General features: G+C 71.1%; 19 protein-coding genes. 12 read left to right on the forward strand and 7 right to left on the reverse strand.

The annotated features are described in order from the left end of the window. Positions 1-208: 208 nt before the first annotated feature. On the reverse strand, positions 209-1,201 hold the full coding sequence (locus ABTZ59_RS30635) for an acetylxylan esterase (RefSeq protein ID WP_351420365.1): 993 nt from the start codon (positions 1,199-1,201) through the stop codon (positions 209-211). Between the two features lie 245 nt (positions 1,202-1,446). On the opposite strand from ABTZ59_RS30635, the gene ABTZ59_RS30640 reads away from it, so the two are divergent. From ABTZ59_RS30640 to ABTZ59_RS30675, 7 genes are all read left to right on the forward strand, one after another. Next, positions 1,447-2,691, forward strand: coding sequence for a sugar ABC transporter substrate-binding protein (locus ABTZ59_RS30640; RefSeq protein ID WP_351420369.1), 1,245 nt, complete (start codon positions 1,447-1,449; stop codon positions 2,689-2,691). A gap of 5 nt (positions 2,692-2,696) precedes the next feature. After that, a complete protein-coding gene (locus tag ABTZ59_RS30645) occupies positions 2,697-3,671 on the forward strand; it encodes a carbohydrate ABC transporter permease (protein ID WP_351420371.1) in 975 nt (324 codons plus the stop codon). After that, entirely contained in the window at positions 3,668-4,546 is an 879-nt protein-coding gene (locus ABTZ59_RS30650) for a carbohydrate ABC transporter permease (protein ID WP_351420375.1), read from the forward strand. The genes ABTZ59_RS30645 and ABTZ59_RS30650 overlap by 4 nt, the downstream gene beginning before the upstream one ends. A gap of 100 nt (positions 4,547-4,646) precedes the next feature. Continuing rightward, positions 4,647-6,494, forward strand: a complete 1,848-nt coding sequence (locus tag ABTZ59_RS30655) for a GH39 family glycosyl hydrolase (protein ID WP_351420377.1) — start codon at positions 4,647-4,649, stop codon at positions 6,492-6,494. 160 nt (positions 6,495-6,654) lie between these two features. Then, the gene (locus ABTZ59_RS30660; protein ID WP_351420380.1) at positions 6,655-8,172 is read left to right on the forward strand and encodes a glucoamylase family protein; all 1,518 of its coding nucleotides are present in this window, start codon (positions 6,655-6,657) and stop codon (positions 8,170-8,172) included. A 373-nt stretch (positions 8,173-8,545) separates the two neighbouring features. Continuing rightward, on the forward strand, positions 8,546-10,606 hold the full coding sequence (locus tag ABTZ59_RS30670) for a TPM domain-containing protein (protein WP_351420504.1): 2,061 nt from the start codon (positions 8,546-8,548) through the stop codon (positions 10,604-10,606). A gap of 118 nt (positions 10,607-10,724) precedes the next feature. Further along, positions 10,725-11,435, forward strand: coding sequence for a PspA/IM30 family protein (locus ABTZ59_RS30675; RefSeq protein WP_351420382.1), 711 nt, complete (start codon positions 10,725-10,727; stop codon positions 11,433-11,435). A 114-nt stretch (positions 11,436-11,549) separates the two neighbouring features. On the opposite strand, the gene ABTZ59_RS30680 is transcribed toward ABTZ59_RS30675, so the two are convergent. From ABTZ59_RS30680 to ABTZ59_RS30700, 5 genes are all read right to left on the reverse strand, one after another. Next, a complete protein-coding gene (locus ABTZ59_RS30680; RefSeq protein ID WP_351420388.1) occupies positions 11,550-14,105 on the reverse strand; it encodes a SpoIIE family protein phosphatase in 2,556 nt (851 codons plus the stop codon). A gap of 147 nt (positions 14,106-14,252) precedes the next feature. Next, complete coding sequence (locus ABTZ59_RS30685; protein WP_351420390.1) at positions 14,253-14,723, reverse strand: ATP-binding protein; 471 nt, start codon at positions 14,721-14,723, stop codon at positions 14,253-14,255. Between the two features lie 237 nt (positions 14,724-14,960). Next, positions 14,961-15,389: a (deoxy)nucleoside triphosphate pyrophosphohydrolase gene (locus ABTZ59_RS30690; protein ID WP_351420393.1), complete on the reverse strand. Its 429-nt coding sequence runs from the start codon at positions 15,387-15,389 to the stop codon at positions 14,961-14,963. A 59-nt stretch (positions 15,390-15,448) separates the two neighbouring features. Then, positions 15,449-15,628, reverse strand: a complete 180-nt coding sequence (locus tag ABTZ59_RS30695) for an SPOR domain-containing protein (protein WP_351420396.1) — start codon at positions 15,626-15,628, stop codon at positions 15,449-15,451. Positions 15,629-15,958: 330 nt separating this feature from the next. Further along, positions 15,959-16,711: a GntR family transcriptional regulator gene (locus ABTZ59_RS30700; protein WP_249947999.1), complete on the reverse strand. Its 753-nt coding sequence runs from the start codon at positions 16,709-16,711 to the stop codon at positions 15,959-15,961. Positions 16,712-16,959: 248 nt separating this feature from the next. Here ABTZ59_RS30700 and ABTZ59_RS30705 point away from each other — a divergent pair, with 248 nt between their 5' ends. Further along, a complete protein-coding gene (locus ABTZ59_RS30705; RefSeq protein ID WP_351420402.1) occupies positions 16,960-18,192 on the forward strand; it encodes a threonine synthase in 1,233 nt (410 codons plus the stop codon). Here the strand turns inward: ABTZ59_RS30705 and ABTZ59_RS30710 are convergent. Further along, on the reverse strand, positions 18,177-18,659 hold the full coding sequence (locus ABTZ59_RS30710; protein WP_351420404.1) for a cupin domain-containing protein: 483 nt from the start codon (positions 18,657-18,659) through the stop codon (positions 18,177-18,179). The genes ABTZ59_RS30705 and ABTZ59_RS30710 overlap by 16 nt on opposite strands. A 292-nt stretch (positions 18,660-18,951) precedes the next feature. On the opposite strand from ABTZ59_RS30710, the gene ABTZ59_RS30715 reads away from it, so the two are divergent. From ABTZ59_RS30715 to ABTZ59_RS30730, 4 genes are all read left to right on the forward strand, one after another. Next, positions 18,952-19,479 carry a hypothetical protein gene (locus ABTZ59_RS30715; RefSeq protein WP_351420407.1) on the forward strand — a complete coding sequence of 176 codons (528 nt, stop codon included), beginning with the start codon at positions 18,952-18,954 and terminating at the stop codon, positions 19,477-19,479. Between the two features lie 97 nt (positions 19,480-19,576). Next, entirely contained in the window at positions 19,577-23,008 is a 3,432-nt protein-coding gene (locus tag ABTZ59_RS30720; protein ID WP_351420409.1) for a CHAT domain-containing protein, read from the forward strand. Further along, positions 23,005-23,679 (forward strand): hypothetical protein, encoded by a 675-nt coding sequence (locus ABTZ59_RS30725; protein WP_351420411.1) that lies wholly within the window; start codon positions 23,005-23,007, stop codon positions 23,677-23,679. Before ABTZ59_RS30720 ends, ABTZ59_RS30725 begins: the two co-directional genes overlap by 4 nt. Next, positions 23,676-24,350 (forward strand): RES family NAD+ phosphorylase, encoded by a 675-nt coding sequence (locus ABTZ59_RS30730; protein WP_351420414.1) that lies wholly within the window; start codon positions 23,676-23,678, stop codon positions 24,348-24,350. The genes ABTZ59_RS30725 and ABTZ59_RS30730 overlap by 4 nt, the downstream gene beginning before the upstream one ends. Positions 24,351-24,485: the final 135 nt, after the last annotated feature.

Raw genomic sequence — 24,485 nt, forward strand, 5'->3', positions numbered from 1 at the left:
GCGGTGGAGGGTTGGGAGTCAAGGGTGAAGCGCAGCGCAATCGGCGCAGCCGACGCGACGAAGGAGCGCCCTTGACGCCCAACCCGCAACCGCGAAACTCAAACCCAGGGGCGGCCCCCACCCGACACCACACCCCCCGGCCCACCCCGACTACCCCTCGGCACTGACCTGACGCCAACCCCCGACATCAACCCCCAGCCCACCCCCACTACCCCCCGCCCCCCAGCCTCTCCCCGAAGAAGCGCCGGTCCGCCGCCGCCAGCTCCCGGTTCTCCCGCTCGCTCCCCGCGTGCTCGAAGTGGCCGGCCGTCAGGACGTGACGTTCGCGCGGGCCGGCGAGCGCGTTGTATACGGCGAACTGGCCCGGCGGCGGGACCGCCGGGTCGAACAGGGCCGGTGCGACCATCATCGGGATCCCGATGAGGCTGGCGGCCGTGGCAGCGTCGAAGTACGGGAGTACGTCCGTGATCCCGGGGTGATCGCGGTAGTGGACGCGTACCGCTTCCCCGCTCCCGACGCAGGGCAGCGTCAGCCGCAGCGGGTGGTTGCCGAACGTCGGTACCGTCAGCCGGCCGCAGACGAAGCGGTCGTCCCAGGGCAGTGCCAGCGCGCCGAGGCCGCCGCCGAAGCTCTCCCCCGCGTAGCCGAGCCGGACGCCCCGTGGCGTCGTCAGTTCCGGTACCAGTTCGAGCAGCGCGGACGCGGCGCACCACAGGTCGGCCACGCAGTCGCCGATGACATAGGTGTCGCGGGACTCGATGCCGTGCAGCACATGGCGGTCCGCGTCGCCCGGGAGGGCGGGTCTGCGGCTGCGGGAGCCCAGTCCCCGTACGCAGGGCAGGATCGCCGCGCCGTCCGGCAGTGGAAGCGGCACGTCCCGTCCGGCCTCCTGGCGTCCGCCGTAGCCGTGGCCGATGACGAGTCCGTGCCGTGCCGGCCCTTCGGCGGGCAGTACGAGCCAGCCGCCGAGGCGCAGCCCGCCGACCGAGGTGAAGGACACCCCGAAGATCCGGAATCCGTCGCGCTCGTCCTCCTGGGGGCCCACCGCCGGAGCCGTCCCCACCCGTAGCGCGGCCTCGTAACGGTCCCGCCAGAACGTGTCGAATCCGTCCGGCGGGGCAGGAGCGGCGATGGTGAGCAGCTCATCAAGGGTCAGGCCGTAGGCCGGATCAAAGGGAAAGCCGTGCGCGAACGCGGACATGATCGTGACAGTAGCTCACCGGACATGAGCCGGAGGCGTCCAGCCGGGCCTGAGCGGAATCCGTCACATCCGCTTTCGAAGCGTCATCGGCCCGGCTTAGCTTACGGAAACCGCATGCACAGATGTCGCACATGTTGCACGAGTGTGACCATGCCACCTCTTGCGGTTTTCCGAAGCGCGACGGCAGAGTGATGTATGCGCTTACAGGCAGCGCATACATCGGGGAGCTCAAGGAGGAGCCGTCCATGCACCGCACCGCCAGAACCGTCTCTGCCGCCACCGCGCTCGCGGTGGCATTCGGACTCACCGCGTGCGGAAGCTCGGGGGGTGAGGGCGTCGCCGCCGACAAGAAGCAGACGCTCACCGTCTGGGCCATGGGCGCCGAGGGCGAGAAGCTCGCGGACGTCGCCAAGGTGTACGAGAAGGCCAACCCGCACATCACGGTCAAGGTCACACCCATCAGCTGGGAGGTCGCGCACCAGAAGCTGGTCTCCGCGGCCGCCGCCGGCACGCTGCCCGATGTGACGCAGATGGGCGGCACGTACATGGGCGAATTCGCCGAGCTCGGCGTGCTGGAGCCGGTCGACACCGCCGCGTTCAAGAAGGAGGACTTCTTCCCCGCCTCCTGGAAGCAGGGAGAGGTGGGCGGCGAGGTGTACGGCGTCCCCTGGTACGTCGACACCCGCGTCCTCTACTACCGCACCGACCTCGCGAAGAAGACCGGCATCGACAAAGCACCGGCCGACTGGCAGGAGTTGAAGCAGCTCGCCACCGCGTACCAGGACAAGGCCGGTACGGAGTGGGGCCTCTACCTCCAGCCCAGCGGCCTGGACACCGTACAGAGCTGGTACCCCTTCCTGTACTCGGCCGGCGGCGAGATCGTGTCCGAGGACGGCAAGGCGGTCTTCAACAGTCCCGAATCCGTCAGGGCCATGACGGAGTACGCGTCGTATTTCGACAAGGGGCTCACCAAGAAGAGCACTCCGCCCGGCTACGAGGTGCTCAAGGACTTCAACTCCGGTGATGTGCCGATGTTCTTCTCCGGTCCCTGGATCATGACCCTGATCAATGACGACTACCCCGACCTCAAGGGCAAGTGGGGCGTCGCGAAGGTCCCCGGTGACAAGGCGTCCGTCTCCATGGCGGGCGGCTCCAGCCTGGTCGTCTCCAAGGACAGCACGCGCAAGGCCGCGGCCACGGAATTCATCAAGTACCTCACCGGCACCGAGGGCCAGAAGGACTGGTTCACCCGCACCAGCGATCTCCCCGCCAACACCAGCGCCTGGAACTCCGGCAAGCTCTCGGACGACCCGGGGCTCCAGATCTTCCGTGAGCAGATGGAGTCCGCCAAGGGCACGCCGGTGCTGGCCAACTGGAGCGAGATCACCTCGAAGGTCGACGAGGCTCTCGGCGCGGTGACCCAGAACAAGTCCTCGGCCAAGGACGCCGCCGACAAGGCGCAGTCCGAAATCGAAGGGCTCGTGGAGTAACCGCCATGAGCACCACGACCGAATCCGTCGCGGACGCCGCCCCGGCGTCGGCCGGGGCGAGTCCGCCGACAAGCGGCGCGAAGGGCCGTGAGCCGCGCTCCCTGGGGGTGCAGAATCTGGCCGGGTGGCTGTTCTCCACGCCCTTCCTGGTGCTGTTCACCGTCTTCATGGCCTTCCCGATCATCGCCACGCTCGCCATGAGCTTCACCGACTTCGGGCTGCGCAATGTGACCGACCCGCTCTCCGCGGAGTTCATCGGTTTCGAGAACTACACCAAGCTCTTCGGCGACGAGAAGTTCCTCAAGGCCCTCTTCAACACGGCGTACTTCGTGGTCGTCGGGGTACCGCTCACCATCGGTGCGGGCCTCGCCGCCGCCGTCCTGCTGAACAGCGGGATCGACCGGGCGCGCACCTTCTTCCGGGTCGGTTTCTACGCCCCGGTGGTGACCAGCATCGTCGCCGTGGCCGTCGTCTGGACCTTCGTCCTCGATCCGTCCGAAGGGCTGATCGCGGGCCTGGCCTCCGAAGTCGGCCTCACCACCCCCGACTTCCTCGGCTCCGAGGCGCTGGCCATGCCGTCACTGATCCTGATGGCGGTGTGGCGCAATCTCGGCACGGTCATGGTGCTCTTCATCGCGGGGCTCCAGGCCATCCCCAGCGAGGTGCGGGAAGCGGCGCGGCTGGACGGCGCCAGTGCCTGGCAGGAGTTCCGCCGGATCACCGTGCCTCTGGTGCGGCCCACGATGCTGTACGCCACGGTCATCACCACGATCGGCTATCTCAACGTCTTCGAGGAGCCGTTCGTGATGACCGAGGGCGGCCCCTCGAACAGCACCCTCACCGTCTCCCTGAACATGTATCGCGAAGGCTTCAACTTCTTCCACATGGGCTACGCGAGCGCCATGGCGTATGTGCTCTTCCTCGTGATCATGGGCATTACCGTGCTCCAGCTCCGTCTGCTGAAGGACAACACGAAATGAGCGCCGCAGAGACTTCGACCCGGCAGGCCGCAGCGCGTAAGAGCGGACGCACCGGTCGGCGCGGGAAAACCGGGGTGTACGTCCTGCTCTCGCTCGGGCTGCTGGTCATGTCGGCGCCGTTCCTCTGGATGGCGCTGTCCGCCTTCAAGACCGACCGCGAGCTGGCCGCCAGCCCACCGGTGTGGCTGCCCACGGAATGGACTCTGGAGCACTTCTCGCGCCTGCTCGACCGGCTCGATCTGCCGGTCCATTTCTTCAACTCCGCGCTGGTCGCCGTGCTGGTGACGGTCTCCAATCTGGTGTTCTGTTCGATGCTGGGCTACGCGCTGGCCAAGCTCCGGTTCGCGGGCCGGAACAAGGTGTTCGCGCTGGTGCTCGGCGCGCTCATGGTGCCCGGCAATCTGATGCTGCTGCCGCTGTTCGTCCTGATGAGCAAGTTGCGGCTGATCGACTCGTACGCCGGTCTGGTGCTGCCGTTCGCCGCCGGTGCCTTCGGGGTCTTCCTGATGCGGCAGTTCATGCAGTCGATCCCGGACGAGCTGCTGGAGGCGGCCAGGATGGACGGCGCCGGTGAGTGGTACATCTTCTGGCGGATCGTGATGCCGCTGGTCAAGCCCGCCCTCGCGACGCTCGCGATCCTCACCTTCCTGGGCTCCTGGAACAACTTCGTCTGGCCGCTGATCGCCACCAACGACCCGGGCAAATACACCCTCCCGGTAGCGCTGGCGACCTTTGCCACCGATCCCAATCAGTCGGAGGGCTCCAACGGAATGCTGATGGCCGGCTCCTTGCTCATCGTGCTGCCGGTGCTGCTCGTCTTCCTCGTGCTCCAGCGCTACTTCACCCAGGGCGTCGCCACGGCCGGCCTCAAATAGCGGCCCGCTCCTCCCTGTGTCTCCGCCTTGTACCTCCGCGCTGTTTCGCTGCGCGCTGCTGTAGCTCCGCACCCCCCTCGAAGAAAAGGTTTGTACTTTCATGACCGAAAAGTCCGCCGCTCGCGCCGACTGGGAGTCGCGCATCGGGAAGCCCAGTGACCGGCGACTCGCCGGCATCGGGAAGCTTCCCGCTCCCGCCGGTCTGTCCGCCGAGGACGGCACCGGCCATGTGCTGCTGACCTGGCGGCCGGTGCCTGGCGCGCTCGGCTATCTGGTGCATCGCGCCGACTCCGCCGAGGGCCCGTTCGAGCCGCTCGACCACCTCGGCGGCGATGTGCTCGCCGTACCGCACCCGCCGTACGCGGACACGCTGGCCCAGCCGGGCCGCGGCTACTTCTACAAGGTCGCCACCTGGTCGGACACCGGCGCGGGCGCGCTGTCCGAGGCCGTGCCCGGCTCCGCCAGGGCGGCCGGCTCGCGCCCCGCCGAGGTCACGGTGGCCGTGGACGCGGCCGCCCCCGCCACCGAACTCCCCGGCGTCTGGAACCGGATGATCGGTGCCGAGCACTTCTCGCTGCTGACCTGGGACAAGCCGGGCGCGGGCGGCTCCGATGTGGCACGGGACTACGCCGAGGCGCTGGCCATCGTCCGCGACGAGATCGGCGTACGTTCCGTCCGCGCGCATGGCACCTTCCTGCCCGAGACCGTGACCGTACGCGGCGACGGCTCCTTCGACTTCGCCGGCCTCGACGCCGTCTACGACCGCTTCCTGGCCACCGGCCTCAAGCCCGTCGTCGAGCTCTCCTTCATGCCGAAGGAACTCGCCTCCGACCCGCACTACACGGTCTTCGACTACAAGGCCCTGGTCTCCACCCCCGCCCAGTGGGAGCGCTGGGGCGATCTCTGCCGCGAGCTGACGGTCCATCTCCAGGAGCGGTACGGCCGCGACACCGTCGCCGGCTGGGAGTTCGAGGTATGGAACGAGGCCAATCTGGCGGTGTTCTGGAACGGCACCCAGGACGACTACCACCGGCTCTACGAGGTCGCCGTACGCGCCGTGAAGGGCGTGGACGACCGGATCAAGGTCGGCGGACCCTCCTCCGCCGCGGCCGGCTGGGTCGGCGCGCTGCTGGAGTACTGCCAGGAGCACGACGTCCCCGTCGACTTCGTCTCCACCCACACCTACGGCAACGCCCCGCTGGACTTCCGTCCGATGACCCGCGCCTTCGCCGAGGCGACCGGCAGGCCCGAGCCGGAGATCCTGTGGACGGAGTGGGGCGTCACACCCACGCACTTCCATCGCGTCAGCGACTCCGTCTTCGCCGCGCCATTCGTACTGCGCGGGATGAAGAGCGCGCTGTCGTCGACCGACTGTCTCTCCTACTGGGTGGCCTCCGACCAGTTCGAGGAGCTGGGCTGGCCTCCCCGGCTCTTCCACGGCGGTTTCGGGCTGCTGACGGTCGGCAATCTGCGCAAGCCGCGCTTCTGGGCGCTGTATCTCCTCTCCCAGCTCACCGGCGGCCGGATCCCCGCCGCCGTCAGCGGAGACGGCGCGGCGGCGCTCGTCGAATCGCTCGCCACCCGCGCCGAGGACCGCTCCACCGTGGACGTCCTGCTCTGGAACGGCACCCTCGACCAGTCCAAGATCGACGGCGCCGCCGTGCTCGACCGCGCCGCGACCGTCCGCGTCAGCGGGCTCGAACCGGGCGCCCTCTACACCGTCGCCTCGCGCAGGGTCGATGAGCGGCACGCCAATATCCAGGCCGTCTGGAAGGACCTCGACGGTGGGGACTGGCCCGACGACCAGCAGTGGCAGAAGCTGCGCGCTGCCGACGAGTTGCCCGCCGAGGAGCTCGCACCGGTGACCGCGGACGCCGAAGGCACCGCCGAGCTGACCGTCGAGCTGCCCAACCCCGGCATCCGCTTCCTGCGCCTCACCCGCGGCTGATTCCCCTTCCCCACCGCCGCGGACCCGGGGGCCGACGGCACCTGACCGCCGTCGGCCCCCGTACGTACCACCGCCGCGACACCCGACCCACAACTCCGAACACACCCGCAACTCCGGACACACCCACAACTCCACACCCGCCAACAGGAGCTGGACTCTTATGGACCGTCGCACGTTTCTCGCCGCAGCGGGAACCGGGGCCGCCGCCCTGTCCCTCGGAGCCGTATCCACACCCGCCCTCGCCGCACCCGCACCCGTCGCACCCGCCGCGCTCGCCGCACCCGCCCGGCCGGGAAGCGCCTCGCGCTCCTCCGACCTGCCGCTGCTGCGCCGCTGGTTCGAGGACACGTACCGCTCGATCGAGGCCATGACGACCGACTTCGGTCTCACCGCCGACAAGATCGACATCTCCGGGCCCGGTACGCCCGTCCCCTCGCGGAACACCTCACCGACCAATATCGGCTGCGGCCTGTGGTCCACCGTCGCCGCGGCGGGCCTCGGTGTCATCGGCCGGGACACCATGTACCGCAGGCTGGCGCACACCGTCTCGGCGATCGAGCGGCTCGAACGCCACCACGGCTTCTGGCTCAACTGGTACGACGCGTACGACGGTTCCGTCCTCACCAGCTGGCCGGGCACCGGCGATCCGGTCCGCCCCTTCCTCTCCTCCGTCGACAACGCCTGGCTCGTCACCGGCCTGCGGATCGCCGCCGACGCGGAGCCGCGGCTGCGCGGCCGGGTCGCCGCCATCCTCGCGACGGCGGACTGGTCGTACTACTACACGCCGTACGACCCCGCCGACCCGGTGATGAACCCCGGCCAGCTCCGCGGCGGCTTCTGGACCGACACCGGTGAACCCACCGCGCACCACTACGGCGCCCTCAACACCGAGCCGCGCATGGCCAGTTATCTGGGCATCGCGGACGGCTCGCTGCCCGGCGACCACTACTGGCACATGCTGCGCACGATGATCCCCGAGCACGGCCAGGAGCAGCCGCCGGGCGGCGCGTACGAGACCATCGACGGTGTCCGCCTCTGGCAGGGCCACTACACCTACCGGGGCCGCAAGCTCGTCCCCACCTGGGGCGGTTCGATGTTCGAGGCGCTGATGGTGCCGCTCTTCGTGCCGGAGGCCGAGTGGTCGCCGCGCTCCTGGGGCACCACCCACCGCCGCTATGTGCGCTCACAGATCGAACACGGGCTGGCGGAAGCCGGGTACGGCTACTGGGGCTTCTCCCCGGCCAATGTGCCCGAGGGCGGTTATCAGGAGTACGGCGTCGACGCGATCGGGATGCAGATCGACGGCTACGCCTCCAACACCGACCGCACCTTCGTCACCCACGGCGAACCGCTGCCCCCGGCGTCCGCGTACACCAACGGGGTCGTCACACCGCACGCGTCCTTCCTCGCGCTGCCGCAGGCGCGCGGGGAGGCCATCGCCAATCTGAAGGCGATCGCGGCCGACTTCGGCGCGTACGACGACCGTTATGGCTTCCGTGACTCCGTCAATGTGGGGACGGGCCGGGTCAGCGACTTCGTCCTCGCACTCGATCAGGGCATGATCGCCGCCGCGCTCGCCCAGGAGCTGCGGCCGGGGCTGCTCCAGCGGCCGTTCCGTACGGGCGGATTCACCTCGCGGGTCAGGCCGTTGCTGGCGAAGGAGCGGTTCAGCATCTAGAGGACTGCTGACGGCCGGACCTACTCGCCGGTCCTGTCCCGACGTCCCCGGCCGTCGTGGACATGATCGCGCCCCCGAAGCGGTCCCGGTCGCGGTCCGTGCGCCCCAGGCCCAGCCTGTCGCCGCGGACCGCGACCGCGGCCCTCTCCGCGTGGCCGTGGTGGCTCAGGTCGTCCTCGCAGCGCGAGCGCGCCGGTGAGCGCCGGTACGACGAGCAGGACGGCACTCGGTGACGGTGACGCCCCCCCTTCCAGGAGGTCACCACGTCCGGTCGCGCCCATCCGTAACGGGACATAATCTCCCAAATGTGACGCTACTCGTGAGCCGCCCCCGCACGCCCATAGCCGCCCGGACCCTTCTTGCCGTGCTGGTCATGGCGTGGTGGCTCGTCGTACCCACGGCTCAGCGGGCAGCCGCCGAGCAGCCGATCCCCCTCGACCGGCAGGGGCAGATCACCGACAAGGTGGGGGCGCTCGGCGGTCAGCGGACCGCCGTGAGCCGGGCGCTCGACCGGCTCTACTCAGACCACCGGGTGCAGCTCTTCGTCGTGTACGTACGTGACTTCTCCGGGCACTCGCCACAGAGCTGGGCCGACACCACCGCCACCCGCAACGGCCTCGGGCGTGACGACCTCCTGCTGGCCGTCGCGACCCACGACCGGCAGTACGCCTACTCCGCGGACATCGACTCGCCCCTCACCCACGACCAGCTCGGCACGGTCGCGCGCACCGCCGTCGAGCCGGCGCTCCGACAGAACGACTGGTCGGCCGCGGCGATCGGCGCCGCCGACGGATTCAACGCCGTGCTCGCGGGCCGGCCGGTGCCCACGCCCGCCATCACCCCCGGTGTGGCGGACCCGGGGGGCCCGGCGGCCGACGGTGGCGCGGCGACCAATCTCGTACTGCCCGTCATCGTGGTGCTCGGGGCGGCGCTCATCGGGGCGTACACCTTCGCCAAGCGCAAGCGGCGGATGGCGGCCCGTACGACACCGAGAGGCGGACGGCAGGGCTGGGGCTCCCCCGGCGGTACGGCGGAGCCCGCGCCGACTCCACTGCCCGAGCTCGACAGCCGGGCGAAGCAGGTCCTCGTCGAGACGGACGACGCGCTGCGCACCAGCCAGGAGGAACTGGGCTTCGCGACGGCGCAGTTCGGCGAGGAGGCGGCGGCGCCGTTCACCGATGCCGTGGCCTTCGCGAAGGGGCAGCTGACGCTCGCCTTCCGGCTGCGCCAGCAACTCGACGACGCCTTCCCGGAGGACGATCCGACCCGCCGCCGGATGCTGGACGAGATCATCGCCCGCTGTGCGGAGGCCAACAACCGGCTGGACGCCGAGTCCGAGGGCTTCGACCGGCTCAGGGCGCTGGAACGGAACGCGCCGCAGGCCGTCGAGACGGTCGGGGCCACCTTCCGCGAGCTGACCGGGCGGGTCGCGACGGCGCGGAGCACGCTCGCCGCGATGCGCGAGCGGTACGCCGACTCGGCCTCCGCGCCCGTCGCGGACAGCGTCACACAGGCCGAGGACCGGCTCGTCTTCGCGTCCACCGCCCTGGACGAGGCCCGTGCTCTCACCGGCGCGGGCGACAACGGCAAGGCGGCCGTGCATGTGCGGGCGGCGGAGGCCGCCGTCGGGCAGACGGCCACGCTCGTCGAGACGGTCGAACGGCGCGCGCAGGAGCTGACGGAGGCGGCCGGGAAACTCTCCGGCGCACTGACGGAGATGGAGACGGATCTCGCCGACGCGCGCGGTCTGCTGAAGGGCACGACGCAGGGGATGTCCACGGCCGACCTCCAGGGCCGGATCAGCCGCGCCGAGGCGGTGGTCTCGGGCGTACGGCGCGAGCTGGACTCCGGACGGTACGACCCGATCGACGCGCTGCGCAGGGTCGAGGAGGCGGACGCGGTCCTCGACGAGGCGCTGACCGGGGCGCGCGAGCGCGAGGCGGGCAGCGGCCGGGCCGGGGCGCTCCTCGATCAGGCGATGCTCACGGCACGCTCGGCGATCGGCGCCGCCGCCGACTACATCGGCACACATCGCGGGGCGGTCGGCAGCCAGGCACGTACCCGGCTGATGGAGGCGCAGCGTCGGCTGGAACTGGCGCACGCCTCGTCGGTGTCGGGCGACGCGCAGGGCGCGCTGGCCGAGGCGCAGCAGGCGGACGCGCTGGCCCGGACGGCGCAGGACCTCGCCGAGCAGGACGTCCGGTCGTTCGGCAGCGGTTACGGCGGCGGCGGTGTCCAGGGAACGGGGGGCGGGCTCGGCGGCGCCGTGCTCGGCGGAATCCTCCTGGGCGGCCTGTTCGGCGGCGGAATCGGCAGAGGCGGCGGGTTCGGCAGAGGCGGCGGGTTCGGCGGGGGCTATCGGGGCGGCGGCGGCCCCGGCAGCTTCGGTGGCGGGGGTACGCGCGGCCGGATGGGCGGCGGCGGCCGGTTCTGACCTTCTCGCCCTTCGCCGGATCACCTTCCCCTCGTGCTTCCCCTCGTCCTTCCCCTCGTGCTTCCCCTCGTCCTTCCCGCAGAACTCCCCACACGCTCCCCCCACAAGGAGAAGAACCATGACCAAACAGACCATCCTCGGCCGGGTCAGCCAGCTGGCGAAGGCCAATATCAACGCCCTGCTGGACCAGGCGGAGGATCCGCAGAAGCTGCTGGACCAGTTGATCCGCGACTACACCAACAACATCGCCGAGGCGGAGGAGGCGGTGGCCGGCACCATCGGCAATCTGCGCCTACTGGAGCAGGACCACACCGAGGACGTGACCGCGGGCCGGGAGTGGGGCGGGAAGGCGCTCGCGGCCAGCAAGAAGGCGGACGAGCTGCGCTCCGCGGGGCACGCCGCGGACGCGGACACCTTCGACAACCTCGCCAAGGTCGCGCTGGAGCGGCAGCTCCAGTCCGAGAAGGAGGCGAGGACCGCGGAGCCCGCCATCGCCTCCCAGACGGAGGTCGTGGACAAGCTCAAGGTCGGCCTGGAGCGGATGAGGGTGAAGTTGAGCGAGCTGAAGGCGAAGCGCGACGAGCTGGTGGCACGGTCCAAGTCCGCCCAGGCGCACAACCGGATGATGGACGCCGTCAAGAACATCAACGTCCTGGACCCGACCAGCGACCTCGGCCGGTTCGAGGACAAGGTGCGGCGCGAGGAGGCGCGGGCGATGGGCAAGCAGGAGCTCGCCGCCTCGTCGCTGGACGCCCAGTTCGAGCAGTTGGACAGCGTCGGCGACCGCGCGGAGGTCGAGGCGCGGCTGGCGGCGCTGAAGAGCGGCTGACGGGGCGGGCCCGGGAGGCTCTGCCCGGGCCCCTCTGCCGATGGCCCTCTCTGCCCGGGACCCTCCGCCGATGGCCCTCCGCCCGGGGGCGGGAACCCGTCCCCGGGCCCGGCGTCAGAACATGCTCAGCAGTTGCTCGACGGTCGGCTCGGCCGACGAGTCACCGTCGGGCAGGGCCAGTTCGAACCAGACCGTCTTGCCGCGCGGCGTCCGGCGCGAACCCCACGCCGCGCTCAGCAGCCCGACGAGTTGGAGGCCCCGGCCGCCCTCGTCGGTGTCGCGGGCCCGCCGCCGCCGCGGCTGCACCAGCCCCGCGTCCCACACCTCGCAGACGAGGGTGCGGTCGAGCAGCAGCCGCAGCCGGATCTCGCCCTCGCCGTAGCGCATGGCGTTGGTGACCAGCTCGCTGACGAGCAGTTCCACGGTGTCCACCAGCGGTTCGAGATCCCAGGCGAGCAGCTGGGTGCGGGCCAGTTCCCTGGCCCTGCCCACCGAGCGCGGCTCGCGGGGCAGCCGCCAGTCCCCGACCGCCTCGGCCGGCAGCCCCTGGATACGGGCCATCAGGAGGGCGATGTCGTCCTCGCCGTGCCGGGTGTCGAGCGTGTTCAGCACGTGGTCGCAGACGTCCTCCAGCGGACGGGACGGATGGGCGAGGGCCGCGCGGAAGGCGCCCAGACCCTCGTCCAGGGGCTGGTCCCTGGACTCGACCAGCCCGTCCGTGTAGAGCGCGAGCAGCGCGCCCTCCATGACATCGACCTCGACCTGCTCGAACGGCTCACCGCCCACGCCGAGGGGCATCCCGGGCGGCACGTCCAGCATCAGCGCCTCCTCGCCCGGTTCGACCAGGACGGGGGGCAGATGACCGGCGTTGGCGAATGTGCAGCGCCGGGTGACCGGGTCGTAGACGGCGTACACACAGGTGGCGAGATAGACCTCGGCGAGGTCCGCGTCGCGCGATTTGTGGGCGACGCGCGAGGCCTGCTGGGCGCCGCTGGGCGAGCCCAGTCCCCGGGCGATCTCGTCCAGCGCGGAGAGCACTTCGGCGGGCTCCAGATCGAGCAGCGCCAGCGTACGCACGGCCGTGCGCAGCTCCCCCATGGCGACGGCGGCCCGCAGGCCGCGCCCCATGACGTCGCCGACGACCAGCGCGGTGCGGTGGCCGGGCAGTTCGATGACGTCGAACCAGTCGCCGCCCACTTCCGTGGCCGTGTTGCCGGGCAGATAGCGGCAGGCGATGTCCAGCCCGGCGGCCTCCGGGTCACCGGGCGGGAGCAGGCTGCGCTGGAGGATCAGCGCGCGTTCGTGTTCGCGCCGGTAGAGGCGGGCGTTGTCGATACAGACGGCGGCGCGCGCGGCGAGTTCCACGGCGAGCGCCCGGTCCCGCTCGCCGAACGGCTCGCTGCCCTTCGTACGGGAGAACTGGACGAGCCCGATGACGCTGTCGTGGGCGACCATCGGTACGGCGAACGTGGACTGTACGAGACTGCCGGTTTCGCCGGGGATGGTCTGCACGCGGCCGGTGCGCAGCGCGTTCGCGCTGAGCGAGCTGAACGGGAACCGGTGCACGGCGCCGACCTCCGGCGGGACATATCCGTCACCCTCGCCGCCCGGCCCCGTCAGCGGTACGTCGGAGACGGCGCTGGCGAAGGCGACCCGGCGCAGCCGGGCACTGCTGCCGCCGGAGTCGGCGCGCGAGGAGCCCCAGCGTCCCGGCGACGCCTCCTCGCCGGTGAGCAGGCTCTGGTAGAGGTCGACGGAGGCGAGGTCGCAGAAACCGGGGACGGCCACGCCGAGCAGTTCGCGCGCGGTGGTCTCCAGATCCAGGGAGTTGCCGATCCGGGCGCTGGCCTCGTTGAGGATGGCGAGGTTGCGGCGGGCGCTCGCGGCCTCTCTGGCGGCTATATGACGGCGTGTGACATCGGTGCCGACCCCGGCGACCCCGATGGAGCGGCCGGAGCCGCTGTGGACGCGATAGAGGTTGACCGACCAGTGCCGGCGCTCGGCGTCCCCCGGCCGGGTGCCCACGATCTGGAGGTCGGTGACGGACTCTCCGGTCCTCAGGACGCGTTCCAGGGCGGCGGTCATCCGCTCTGCCTCGGGGCGGGAGAGATAGTCGTGGACCGTACGGCCGCGGTGGTCGTTGGCCCGGCCGCCGAAGATGGTGGCGAAGCGCTGGTTGGCGCGCTGCACCTTGAGCTGGGTGTCGAACAGCAGGAACCCAAAGGGAGATTGGCCGAAAATGGCCTGCGAGGAGGCGAGGTCGGTTTCGATCCGGCGCAGGGCTCTGACGTCGACGACGATACAGAGCGCGGCGCGCTCACCACGCTCCGTCTCGCTCGGCATCACATAGACCTCGGCGAGCCCGTCCTGCCCGTCGGGCCCGATCGCGCGGAACGGGACGAGGCCGGTCCACTCCTTGCCGTCGAGGATCTCCTTGACCTTGCGATGCCCTCGCGACCGCTGGTCGGCGGGCATGAACACCTCGACCGGGTCACGGCCCCTGACCTCGTCGGCGGCCACCCCGAACAGCTCGGCTGCCCGGTCGCTCCACTGGTCGACCAGCCCGTCAGGGCCGATCGAGAACGAAGCGACCCTGATGTAGTCATAGATCGAGCCGGGCGGACTGCTCTGCCATACGACGTCGCCCGCCGCCCCGGATATCTCGCTCACGCGACCGTCCCCTCCAGCTCACGCACCGGACCGGCCATGTCCGCAGTATTCAGCACTACGGCCCCAGCCGACACGGCATTCACGATCACAGCACGGTCTCGTTCTTTTTGAGCCGAGTCCGCTGTGATCGTTCTCCCTTTCTGACTTCTAACCAGGGAGGGGCAGCTCGAACCACACGGTCTTACCAGTCTTCCCGCGACGCGTGCCCCAACGCCGGGCCGAGACGGCCAGAAGCTGGAGTCCCCGGCCTCCCTCGTCGTCGGGACCGGCGGGGCGTCCGGTGGGGAGATCGGGCAGCGGATCGGAGACCTCCACCAGCAGCGCGGCACGCTCCGTGACGGCGGTGCCCTGGGCACCGTCGGGACCACCGGGGTCCCCCGGGCCCGGCTCGACCGGGCGGATCGCGACCAGGACGCCGATCGGCCCCGAGGTGTAGCGCAGGGAATTGGTCACCAGCTCGCTCACCAGCAGGACTGCCATATCGCCGACCGATTGCGGCAGACGCCAGGCATGGAGCGTGTCACGGACGGCATGGCGGGCGGCGCGTACGGCGTTGAGTTCGGCAGGGAAGGACCATTCGGCGCATGCGCCACCCTCTGTGTCGATCAAGCCGATCACTTCCCCAGACCGACGGCAGACCCGCGTCCCTTTTAGGGGGGTTAATCAGCACATACCCGATATCCATCGCGGCTACCGTCACAGCCGCCGCCACAGGGGAGGTTCACCGGCACAAACGGACTACGTCCCCCGCGCATATGACGTACCGCCCGTCACACAGCCGCGCACTTCCCGCCCGCTTCCCGCCCGCTTCTCACCGCTTCTCGGGCACTCTCCGCGCCCCGGTCCGCGACCAGTTCAGGAGGCCGGACGGGGCGGGCGGGTCGATGCGGACGCGGCGGCCAGCCGACGGGCCGCCTCGGCCACGGCCGGCCGGTCCTGGTCGAGCCAGTCCACCGTATGGATCTCGTCCGGTCCCAGCCAGCGGAGTTCGTCGTGGTCCTCCAGCGGCCGGGGCTCGCCGGAGAGCAGCCGGGCCGTCCACACCTGGAGAACATAGCCCGGCTTGAGCGGCCACTCACCGGGAATCCGGTCCACCGGCTCGGTCTCCACGCCCAGTTCTTCCCGCAGCTCGCGGACCAGCGTCTGTTCGGGCGCCTCCCCCGGCTCCAGCTTGCCGCCGGGGAGCTCCCACCGGCCCGCCAGCTCGGGGGGCGCGCTGCGCCGGGCGGCCAGCAGCCGCCCCCGGTCGTACACGGCGCCCGCCACCACCACACGATCACTCATGCGCCGGAGCGTAACGCGCGCTCAACCTGGGGCGTCACATACGGCACCCCCGTCACCCGCTAACCGGCGGTCTGGCTGACGCGCTCCACCCAGTAGATCCGCTGCTGTCCGCGGCCGTCGAGGCTCTCGACAATCTTCTGCGCCTCGTCCTGGGTGGCATATCTGCCGACGCGATAGCGGTTGCCGTTGTCGTCCTCCCGTATGACGAGCCACGGGAGCAGGGCTCCGCCGTCGTTCATCGCGCTCCTCCCGCCGCCGACCTGCATCTCTCCGAAGATCCACAGGAAACCGCATTCCGCATATGCCGGAGCCTACGCCTGACCTTCACAGAGCGGATACGTGTTTGTACAAAGAGATACGCATCCGGCCAACAAAACGCCGAAAACCAGGGGCGGGGATCGACTGTGCGCGCCCCCTGGGCGTCCCGCGCGCCCGATCGGGCCCCGGGGCGCGCCCGATCGGCCCCGTACCACCGCGTGCGGGCATGCCAGAGCGGCGCACCTCCCCCAACGGGTCTGCCCGATCGGCCCCTACGCGCCGTCAACTCCCCGCGCGCGCCGTGCCGTCGGTCACTTGACCGAGAGGTGGTACGCGATGCGGTACCGGTCCGCGGGGACGACGACCTCCGCGGTCTCCACAGCCCTCCCCGACGCGTAGTACGTCCGCTCCAGGACCATCACGACATGGCCGGGCACTCCGCCGAGCGCCATCAGCTCCTCCGCCAGCCCGGGGCGCGCGCCGACCTCCTCCAGCACGTTGTCCACGACGATGTCGATGGCCGCCATCCGCTCGACCACCCCGCAGCCGCCGAGCGGCCCCTCCTCGGGCAGCATCACCGGCGTACGCCCCGTGACCGCCAGGGGCTCCCAGGAGGTGGAGAGCATCATCGGCTCGCCCGCTTCCCTGAAGACATAGTGCGTACGCATCACGCGGTCGCCCGGCTCGATCCCCAGCCGGGCGGCGATCTCCGGCCCGGCCGTGTCCTGCTCGCTGCGGGACTCCCAGGTGCCCCGCGCGCCCGTCGCCGACTGCTCCTGACGGAACGGACTGGAGCCGGACGGCGGCCGGTATCCGGACCGGGCGATCCGGCGGGGGACGGGGCGCTCGCGCACATACGTACCCGATCCGGAGCGGCCCTCCACCAGACCCTCGGCCATCAGCACCTTGCGCGCCTCCAGCGCGACCGTGTCCGAGACGCCGTACTCCTCGCGGATACGAGCCTGCGAGGGCAGCCGGGTATGCGGCGGCAGTGCGCCATTGGCGATCTTCTCGCGTAGATCGCTCGCAACGCGGAGATAGGCGGGCTGCTCACCGAAGGCCACGGGCCACTCCCATCAGGTTGACAGACAGCAACAGCGTGGCAACCGTCGGTTGATCACCGCAAGCATGGGCCAGAGTTTCACCCGAAGTGATTACTCGCGTTTAAGCAGGCACTTACCGCTGGTGCGCCCCCGGGCGACCCGATCCCGCACCGGGCGCACCACCGGGCACAGCCGCGCGCCACGGAGCGGGCGCGAGGCGCCCCGCGCCCCGCGTACTCCCCACGCGCCGTGCGCGCCGTGAAACTGCGATGCTGGCGGTCATGACCGCGATGTACGTCTGCCCGGTCGACGGGACCCGCTCACCCGTCGATTCGCTCGCCTGGTGCTGCCCCGTCTGCCGGGGCCCCTGGGACCTGGACTTCGAGACATCACCCGTACCCCTGAAGTCCCTTTCCCCCCGGGCCAATTCGCTCTGGCGGTACGAGGAGGCGCTACCGCTCTCCGCGCCGGTCACGACGCTCGGCGAGGGCCGTACCCCGCTCGTGCCGCTGACCGAGTCCGTCTCCGCCAAGCTCGACTTCCTGATGCCGACGCTCTCCTTCAAGGACCGCGGCGCCGTCATGCTCGCCGAACTGGCACGGCGGCTCGGCCCCGAGCGGGTGATCGCCGACAGCAGCGGCAACGCGGGCACGGCGATCGCGGCGTACTGCGCGCGGGCCGGGCTGCCCTGCACGGTGTACGTACCGGAGGCCACCTCGCCCAAGAAGACCGAGCAGATCCGGGCCCACGGCGCGCGCCTCGAACACGTCCCGGGCGACCGTGAGGCCACCGCGCGGGCCGCCCGCGCCGCCGCCGACGAGCCGGGCACGTTCTACGCGAGCCATGTCCACAACCCGTACTTCACGCACGGCACCAAGACCTATGTCTACGAGCTGTGGGAGGACCTCGGCGGACGCCTCCCGGAGACGATCGTCGTACCCGTCGGGAACGGCACCCTGCTCCTGGGCGCGGCGCTCGCGATCGCCGAACTGTCCGCGCACGGGCTCATCGGCGAGCGCCCCGCGCTGATCGCCGTCCAGGCCGAGGCGGTCTCACCGCTGGCGACCGCCTTCCACGCGGGCGCCGAGGAACTGGGCGCGCCGGCCGAGAGGGCGCCGACCCTGGCCGAGGGCATCGCCATCCCGAACCCGCCGCGCGCCCGGCAGATCCTGCGGGCGGTTCGGGCCTCCGGCGGCACCTTCCGTACCGTGACCGAGGATCAACTGCGCGCCGCCCAGCTCGATCTGGCGTCCCGGGGGCTCTTCGTGGAGTCGACGGCAGCCGCCTGCTGGGCGGCGGTACGCGACGAGGCCGGCCGGGCCGGTCCCTCCGTCGTCGTACCGCTGTGCGGCGCGGGCGCGAAGACCGGTCTCGCGCCCGCGGGCAGAGCGGCAGGAGCGGGCAGAGCGGCAGGAGCCGACTCGGCGGGCGGAGCCGGCTCGGCGGGCGGAGCCGGCTCGGCGGGCGGAGCCGGCTCGGCGGGCGGTCAGTCCGCCCAGTAGGTGTCATGCCTGAGGTAGAAGGCGGTCCGCTCCTCCTCCGTCATCCGGCCCACCGTGGAGACCTTCTCGAAGTACTCCTCCCGGGGCGCCCCGGGCGCGAACAGGATCAGGATCGACGCCGGTTCGTCCGCGTCGTTGCGGAATCCGTGCAGCCCGCCCGGCGGCACGTACAGGAAGTCGCCCTTCTCGGCATCGATCCAGCCCTCCCCGGTGTAGAGCCGTACCGTCCCGTCGAGTACGTAGAAGGACTCCGAGATCGTCTTGTGGAAGTGCGGGCCCGGCCCGCCGCCGTGCGGGGCCATGTCCATCCGGTACAGCCCGAACTCACCCCCGGTGGACTGCGAGGACGCCACGAAATGGGTCCGGCCGCCGGACGGTGACCGCACGTCGGCCGGGGTGTCGGCGGGCCGGTGGACCACATTGATCTCGCCCTGGTCGCCGGTGTAGCGGGGCTCCGGATACGACATGTCCTCTGCTCCCATCAGCCTGTACGGCGTTCAGCCGGTCACCACGCGCGCCGTGCGCACGGTGCGCACCCGCACCGTACCGACGTTCCCCCTGTCGTCGCGTGAGCCTCCCGGCGAGCGGCGGGCGAGGATGACCCAACTGACGGTGAGAGTGACGCGGACTGACGTCGCCTGGTCGGCACCCGGTCGAACACTGGGCGTTACCAGGGACAGACCTTCACCCACGACGGGAGCCGGTGCTTCGCTGGAGGCGTGACGGCATACGGATCGAGGCCACGTGGACACCGCTAGCGTGACCGCCCCCGCGGTCGCGGTCGTCGGGGTCGTCGGGACGCTCCTGTCCGCGCTGCTGACCCAGCGCGCGGCGGACCGCGGCCGGCAGCGCGAGCAGGAGCGGATCGAGCGGCTGCGGGAACGGCGCAGAGAGGCCGAGGAGCGGCGCTCGGGGTATGTGGCGCTCAACACCGCCGCCCGCCAGTATCTGGCCGCCCTCACGGACCAGTTGCACGCGCTGGGCCGCGATGAGGACCGGCGCCCCGCGCGGCAGCGGCTCATCGAGGCCCGCGATCTGCACCGGGACGTGTACGCGGAGGCCCAGCTGCGGATGCCGGAGACCGTCCTCGGCATCACGGCCGAGGTCAGCCACCGGCTCGGGACGGTGTACGGCAGGCTCAGACGGCTGGACGACGGTGTCCCGCGCCCCGACGACTCACCGGCCGCCGCGCAGGCCGACATCGACGCGCTGTGGGAACGGCTGCGGGAGATGCGACGGAAGATGCGGGCCGATCCGGGCGCGTCCGCGGTGGACTCCGGGCATTGACAGGAATCGGTCCCATGGCGCCTGAGTCCTCGCCATCATGACTGTCCCACAGGAAGGTTGAGATACCGGAGATGGACGGCGGATTCGGAGGAGGCACGTGAACGACGAGGAGAGCGGGGGCGTCCAGGGGCTGCGCGCCTGGGTGATGGACGCCACGGAGCGGGCCAGGCGGCTGATCCCGGCCTCGGGGGGAACGGTGGCCCCTTCCGGCGCGTACGACAGCTCGGTGGCCGAACTCACCCAACTCGCCAGCCTGTTGGACCACGACCCGCCCCTGCGCGGCGCTGTGACGGTATGGCTCGGGGCCGTACTCGCCACGCGATATGTCGCCGCAGACGGCGCGCCGGAAGACCGGGAACGTGCGCGACGGCTGCTGCGGGACGCGCGGGATCGGGGCACGGCGGTCGGGGCGGGGACCGATGAGGAGGCCAGGCGATGGGCCGCGCTGTTCCTGCTCATGCTGGTGATGCCCATCCGGGAGATGGGGGGCGCGTTCGGGCAGCCTCTCGATCAGTCCGCCGCCGTCGACTGGCTGGTACGGCACAAGGGGGAGGGGATGGCCGATGCCACCGCCGAGATGCGTGCGCTCTTGGCGGAGACGGCCGGGCTTCCGGTGCCGCCGGACCTCCTGAGGCCGTTCCGGATGTTGGACAGCATGCTTTCCGCGCTCTCGGGGAAGCGGCTCGGTCCGGGGGACCTGGAGCAGTTCGCGGACATGATGCCGCCGGACTTTCCGCACACGAACCAGCTGCGGATGATGGCCGCCATGATGTCGGGGATGCCGGGCTCCACCACGGGTACGGGTCGCTCCGACCCGCCACGGCGGGAGGAGCCGCGCCCTGAGCCACGCCCCGGGCGGGAGCCGGAGCCGATCGCGGACCCGATCCCGGCGTCCGGCGACGCCGAGATCGATACCGACGCCAACGCCGACGCGATCGCGTTGGAGGCCGTCTTCCCCATCATCTTCGGCCTCTGGGACGCCCTACGGAGCGGCGACCCGGAAACGTACAACCAGTACCTCGGGCGGCTGCGCACCGCGCACGGGAAACTGCCGCCGGGCCACGAGATGGCCGCCCTCCTTGAGGCCCAGATCGGTCTCCTGCTGCAAATGAGCGAGGGCGTCGGCGGCAATCTCCAGGATCAGTCGGCCGCCGACGCGTACAAGAAGACGGTGGCCGACAACTTCCACCAGGTCGCCGCCCGGTCCACGCATCCCATGGCCGCCGAATTCTCGTACATGGCCCGCGCGTTCCTCCTGCTGGACCAGGCGTCCAAGGCCAACAAGGCGAAGGACGCGGACGCGGTCGGCTCCGCCGTGGCTGAACTCGCCGCGCTCGAAGAAGCCGTCCCACGAGGCAGCGCGTCGCGCTTCCTGGTCCAGCTGGTCCACGCGGACGCGCTCACCGACCTCGGCAGGCTCACCAACGACAAGGACATGATGCTGCGGGGCGTCGCGTACCAGGAGAAGGCGTTGGCGGACAGTCCCGCGTTCGTCCAGGAGCAGCTCGCCTCGATCTCGACCGACATCGCCGCCACGCGGGCGGCCCTCAGCGGCGACCCGGATCTGATCCAGGTTCCGGTCCCCTCCGACCCTTCCCCGCACACCTCGGTGAACGACCTCTACAGCTCGGTGCTGTCCCTGTTCACGCGGTACGACCTCACGGACGACCCCGCGGATCTCGACGCCGCCATCGCCACGCTGGAGCGGATCCGCGAGCGCGTCCGGCAGGGACAGGCACCGCAGGGCGCCGCCTCCCTCGTATGGCAGCTGGCGGGGACGTACTGGATCCGCTGGTCCGTCAGCGGGGACGCGGGGGACCACACCGCCGCGACGGCCACCGCGATGGAGTCCCTGGTCACCCTCGCCGCCGACGTCGTGCTCCAACTCGGCCCCGAACACGGACTGCTGGCCGCGCGCTCCGGTGCCTCCCGAGGCGTGCAGACCGCCCTCTGGGCCGGCTCGCACAACCGGGTGGAGGAGGCCCTGGCCGCCCTGGAGCTGGGCCGCGCCCTGGTGTTGCAGACGGCGTCGACCTCTCGGGCCGTACCCGAACTCCTCCAGGCGCGTGGGCATCACGAGCTGGCCGAAGCGTGGCGGGCGTCCGGCGCGTCCGGCGCGTCCGCGGCGGCCGACGCGTCCGACGCCGAGACGCTGGGCGGGCTCCCCGGCGAGCTGCCGAGCACCCTGCGCCGCAAGGCGCTCGAAGCCCTCGGCTACCGAGAGCGGGGCAGCCTGTTCACCACGCCCACGCTGCAAGAACTTTCGGACGGGCTCGCCGAGAGCGGGGCCGACGCGCTCGTCTATCTGCTCCCCGGCGAAGGTCCGGCCCCGGGCATGGGGATCATCGTGGGCGCGGACATCGGGGTCGGCGTCGGCGGGCTCCCACTGCTGTCCGGGGCGGCGAGCGGCCCCCTGGAGCGCTACCTCGACGCGGCCGGCGCCCGCTCCGACAACGCGCACGACCCCGTCGCGGAACAGGCTTGGGAGCAGGCCCTGTCCGAGCTGTGCGACTGGGCGTACCAGGCCATCTCCCCCGTGTTCGAGGTCATCACGGAACACCTCGCGGCCGAGGGGAGCCGACGCGCCGACCCCTCGGGCCCGCCCAGGATCGTCCTGGTGCCCTGCGGCCGACTCGGCATCGTCCCCTGGCACGCCGCGCGCTTCCCGGCGGGGGCACCCCACGACTACGCCTGCCAGGCCATGGTCATCACCTACGCGGCGTCCGGCGGCCAGTTCCTGCGCACGGTGAAGCGCGCACGGCGTGACCCCGCCGCCGCCCCGGTCCTGGTGGCCGACCCCCGCATGGATCTGACGCACGCCGAGCGCGAGGTGACGGCGCTGCGGGAGACGTTCTATCCGCGGGCGCGTGTGTACGGAGAGTTCTTCGAGCCGTCCGTGGTGCCGGAGGCGGCGGGGACGCCCGACGAGCTTGTCGCGCTCCTCGCCGACGCGCCCTCGCTGCTCCATGTGGCCTCCCATGGATCGGCGGGGGTGCGTCCGACACTGTCGGCCCTGCATCTCGCGTTCCCCGGCCGCACCGACGAACTGCCGGCCGAGGAGGGCGGGCCCGGCGCGGAGCCGGATCTCGGCATGCTGACCGTGACCAGGCTGCTGGACCGGCCGATCGGCGAACAGGACGCTACGCACGGGCCGTTGGTGGTTCTGAGCGCCTGTCAGACAGATCTGAGCACCCGTGACCACGACGAGGCGCTGACCCTGACGACGGCGTTCGTCTCGGCCGGCGCGCGTGACGTGGTGGGGTCGCGGTGGACGACGCGCGACGGTGCGTCGGTGCTGCTGATGGCCGTGTTCCACCACTACGTGGCGGTCGAGGGGCGAAGTCCCGTCGACGCGCTCAGGGCGGCTCAGCTGTGGATGCTCGACCCCCACCGCACGAACCCGGGCTCGCTGAGCGGCGATCTGCTGCGCGAGCTGGGGCGCCCGGGGCTCGACCGCCTGTCCGTCTGGGCTCCCTTCATCCACCAGGGCCATCCGGGCCCGGCCGACCCGCGGGAGAGGACCGCATGAATTCCGAGGAACTGCTCGGCCTGATCGGCGAGCACCGGGACAGCATCCGCGAGAGCCTCGACGACGAGCAGCACGAGCTGCTGCTCGCCCGGGTGCGGGCCCTCGCGGACACGGCACAGGACAACAACAGAGCGGTCGGCAAGGCACTTCAGGGGGTGAGGCTCGCCCTGCTCGCGCTGCCGTACGACCATCCGGTGCAGCTGGCGCTGGACTCCGTCCGCCTCGTCGGGGGATCGGCCGGACCGCCGACCGTGCTGGTGGCGCGGGAGCTGCTGACGCGGCTCGCGGGCGCTCCCTCTCTCTCCGCGGAGACCGCGGCGATCGTCGCCGCCGTGCGGCGCAGGCTGCTCAGCACGCCCTCGCTCTCGGCGGAGGAGGCGCGCGCCCGGTTCGCCGGCGCGGCGCCGCCGCTCGAACTGATCAGGCTGGCGGATCCCGAACGCGGCGACCGTTACCCCGACTTCCAGTTCCCGGCCGACGACGGCACTCCGTACGGGGTCGTCCTCCAGGTCAACCGCATCCTCCTCGCCGAGACCGATCCCTGGGGCGCCGCCGACTGGTGGCTCAGCGGGAACACCTGGCTGGGCGGCCCGCCCGCCTCGCTCCTCGGCGCACTGCCCGACCAGCAGCTGGTCGGCGCCGCCGCGGCGCTGCTGGAGGGGGACGGATGACCGGCACCTTCTCCCCTTCCGAGTACGAGCTGCGGCCCCACCGCCGGCTGCTCCCGGCCGGCACGGAGCTGTGGCGGGTGCACTCCGCCAAGCGGTCCGCCGAGCAGTTCAACCCGGTCAGCGTGGACGCGCACTTCGGCGGCAATCGCTTCGACGGCACGCCGTACGACCCGTACCCCTATCTGTACGTGGCCGACAGCCCGACCACCGCGCTCGCCGAAACGCTGCTGCGCTCGATGGAGTTCGACAAGGAGTCCAGGACGCGGCTCATCCCCTATGCCGCGGTCAGGGCCAAGTCGCTGAGCGTGGTGCGGACCCGGTGCGACGTGAACCTCGTATCCCTGGTCACCGAGACCGATCTGGCCGCCGTGTGCCAGGACTCCTGGCTCCTTGAGGACGAGGGCGAGCGCTACGCGAAGACGCGGCGCTGGGCGAGCGAGATCCGGACCCAGGCCACTGACGCGATGGGACTGATCTGGCAGTCCCGGCGCAACCGGCCCCATCGGGCTCTGGTGCTCTTCGGCGACCGTTTCGAGAGCTGTGCGAACGAGCCGCTGGACGGGGTGCCGCTCGGCGGGATCCCGGATCTCGGCTCGCCCTCCGGTGTCACGGAGGCCAACCGGTTGCTCGCGCCGCTCCGGGCGGCCATCGTGCCGCCGTGGTCGGGCTGATACGCGCGGTGGCCGGGCCGGTGCCAGGACCGGCCCTGGCTCGGCCAGGATTCACCCCGCTCCCGACCAGTCCCCGACCGGACCGTCCGATTGACTGGAGTCATGGGTCCGGCAGCTCAGGGGAACCGCTGAACA

The organism is Streptomyces sp. NPDC094034 (assembly GCF_040303865.1).
GTDB lineage: Bacteria > Actinomycetota > Actinomycetes > Streptomycetales > Streptomycetaceae > Streptomyces.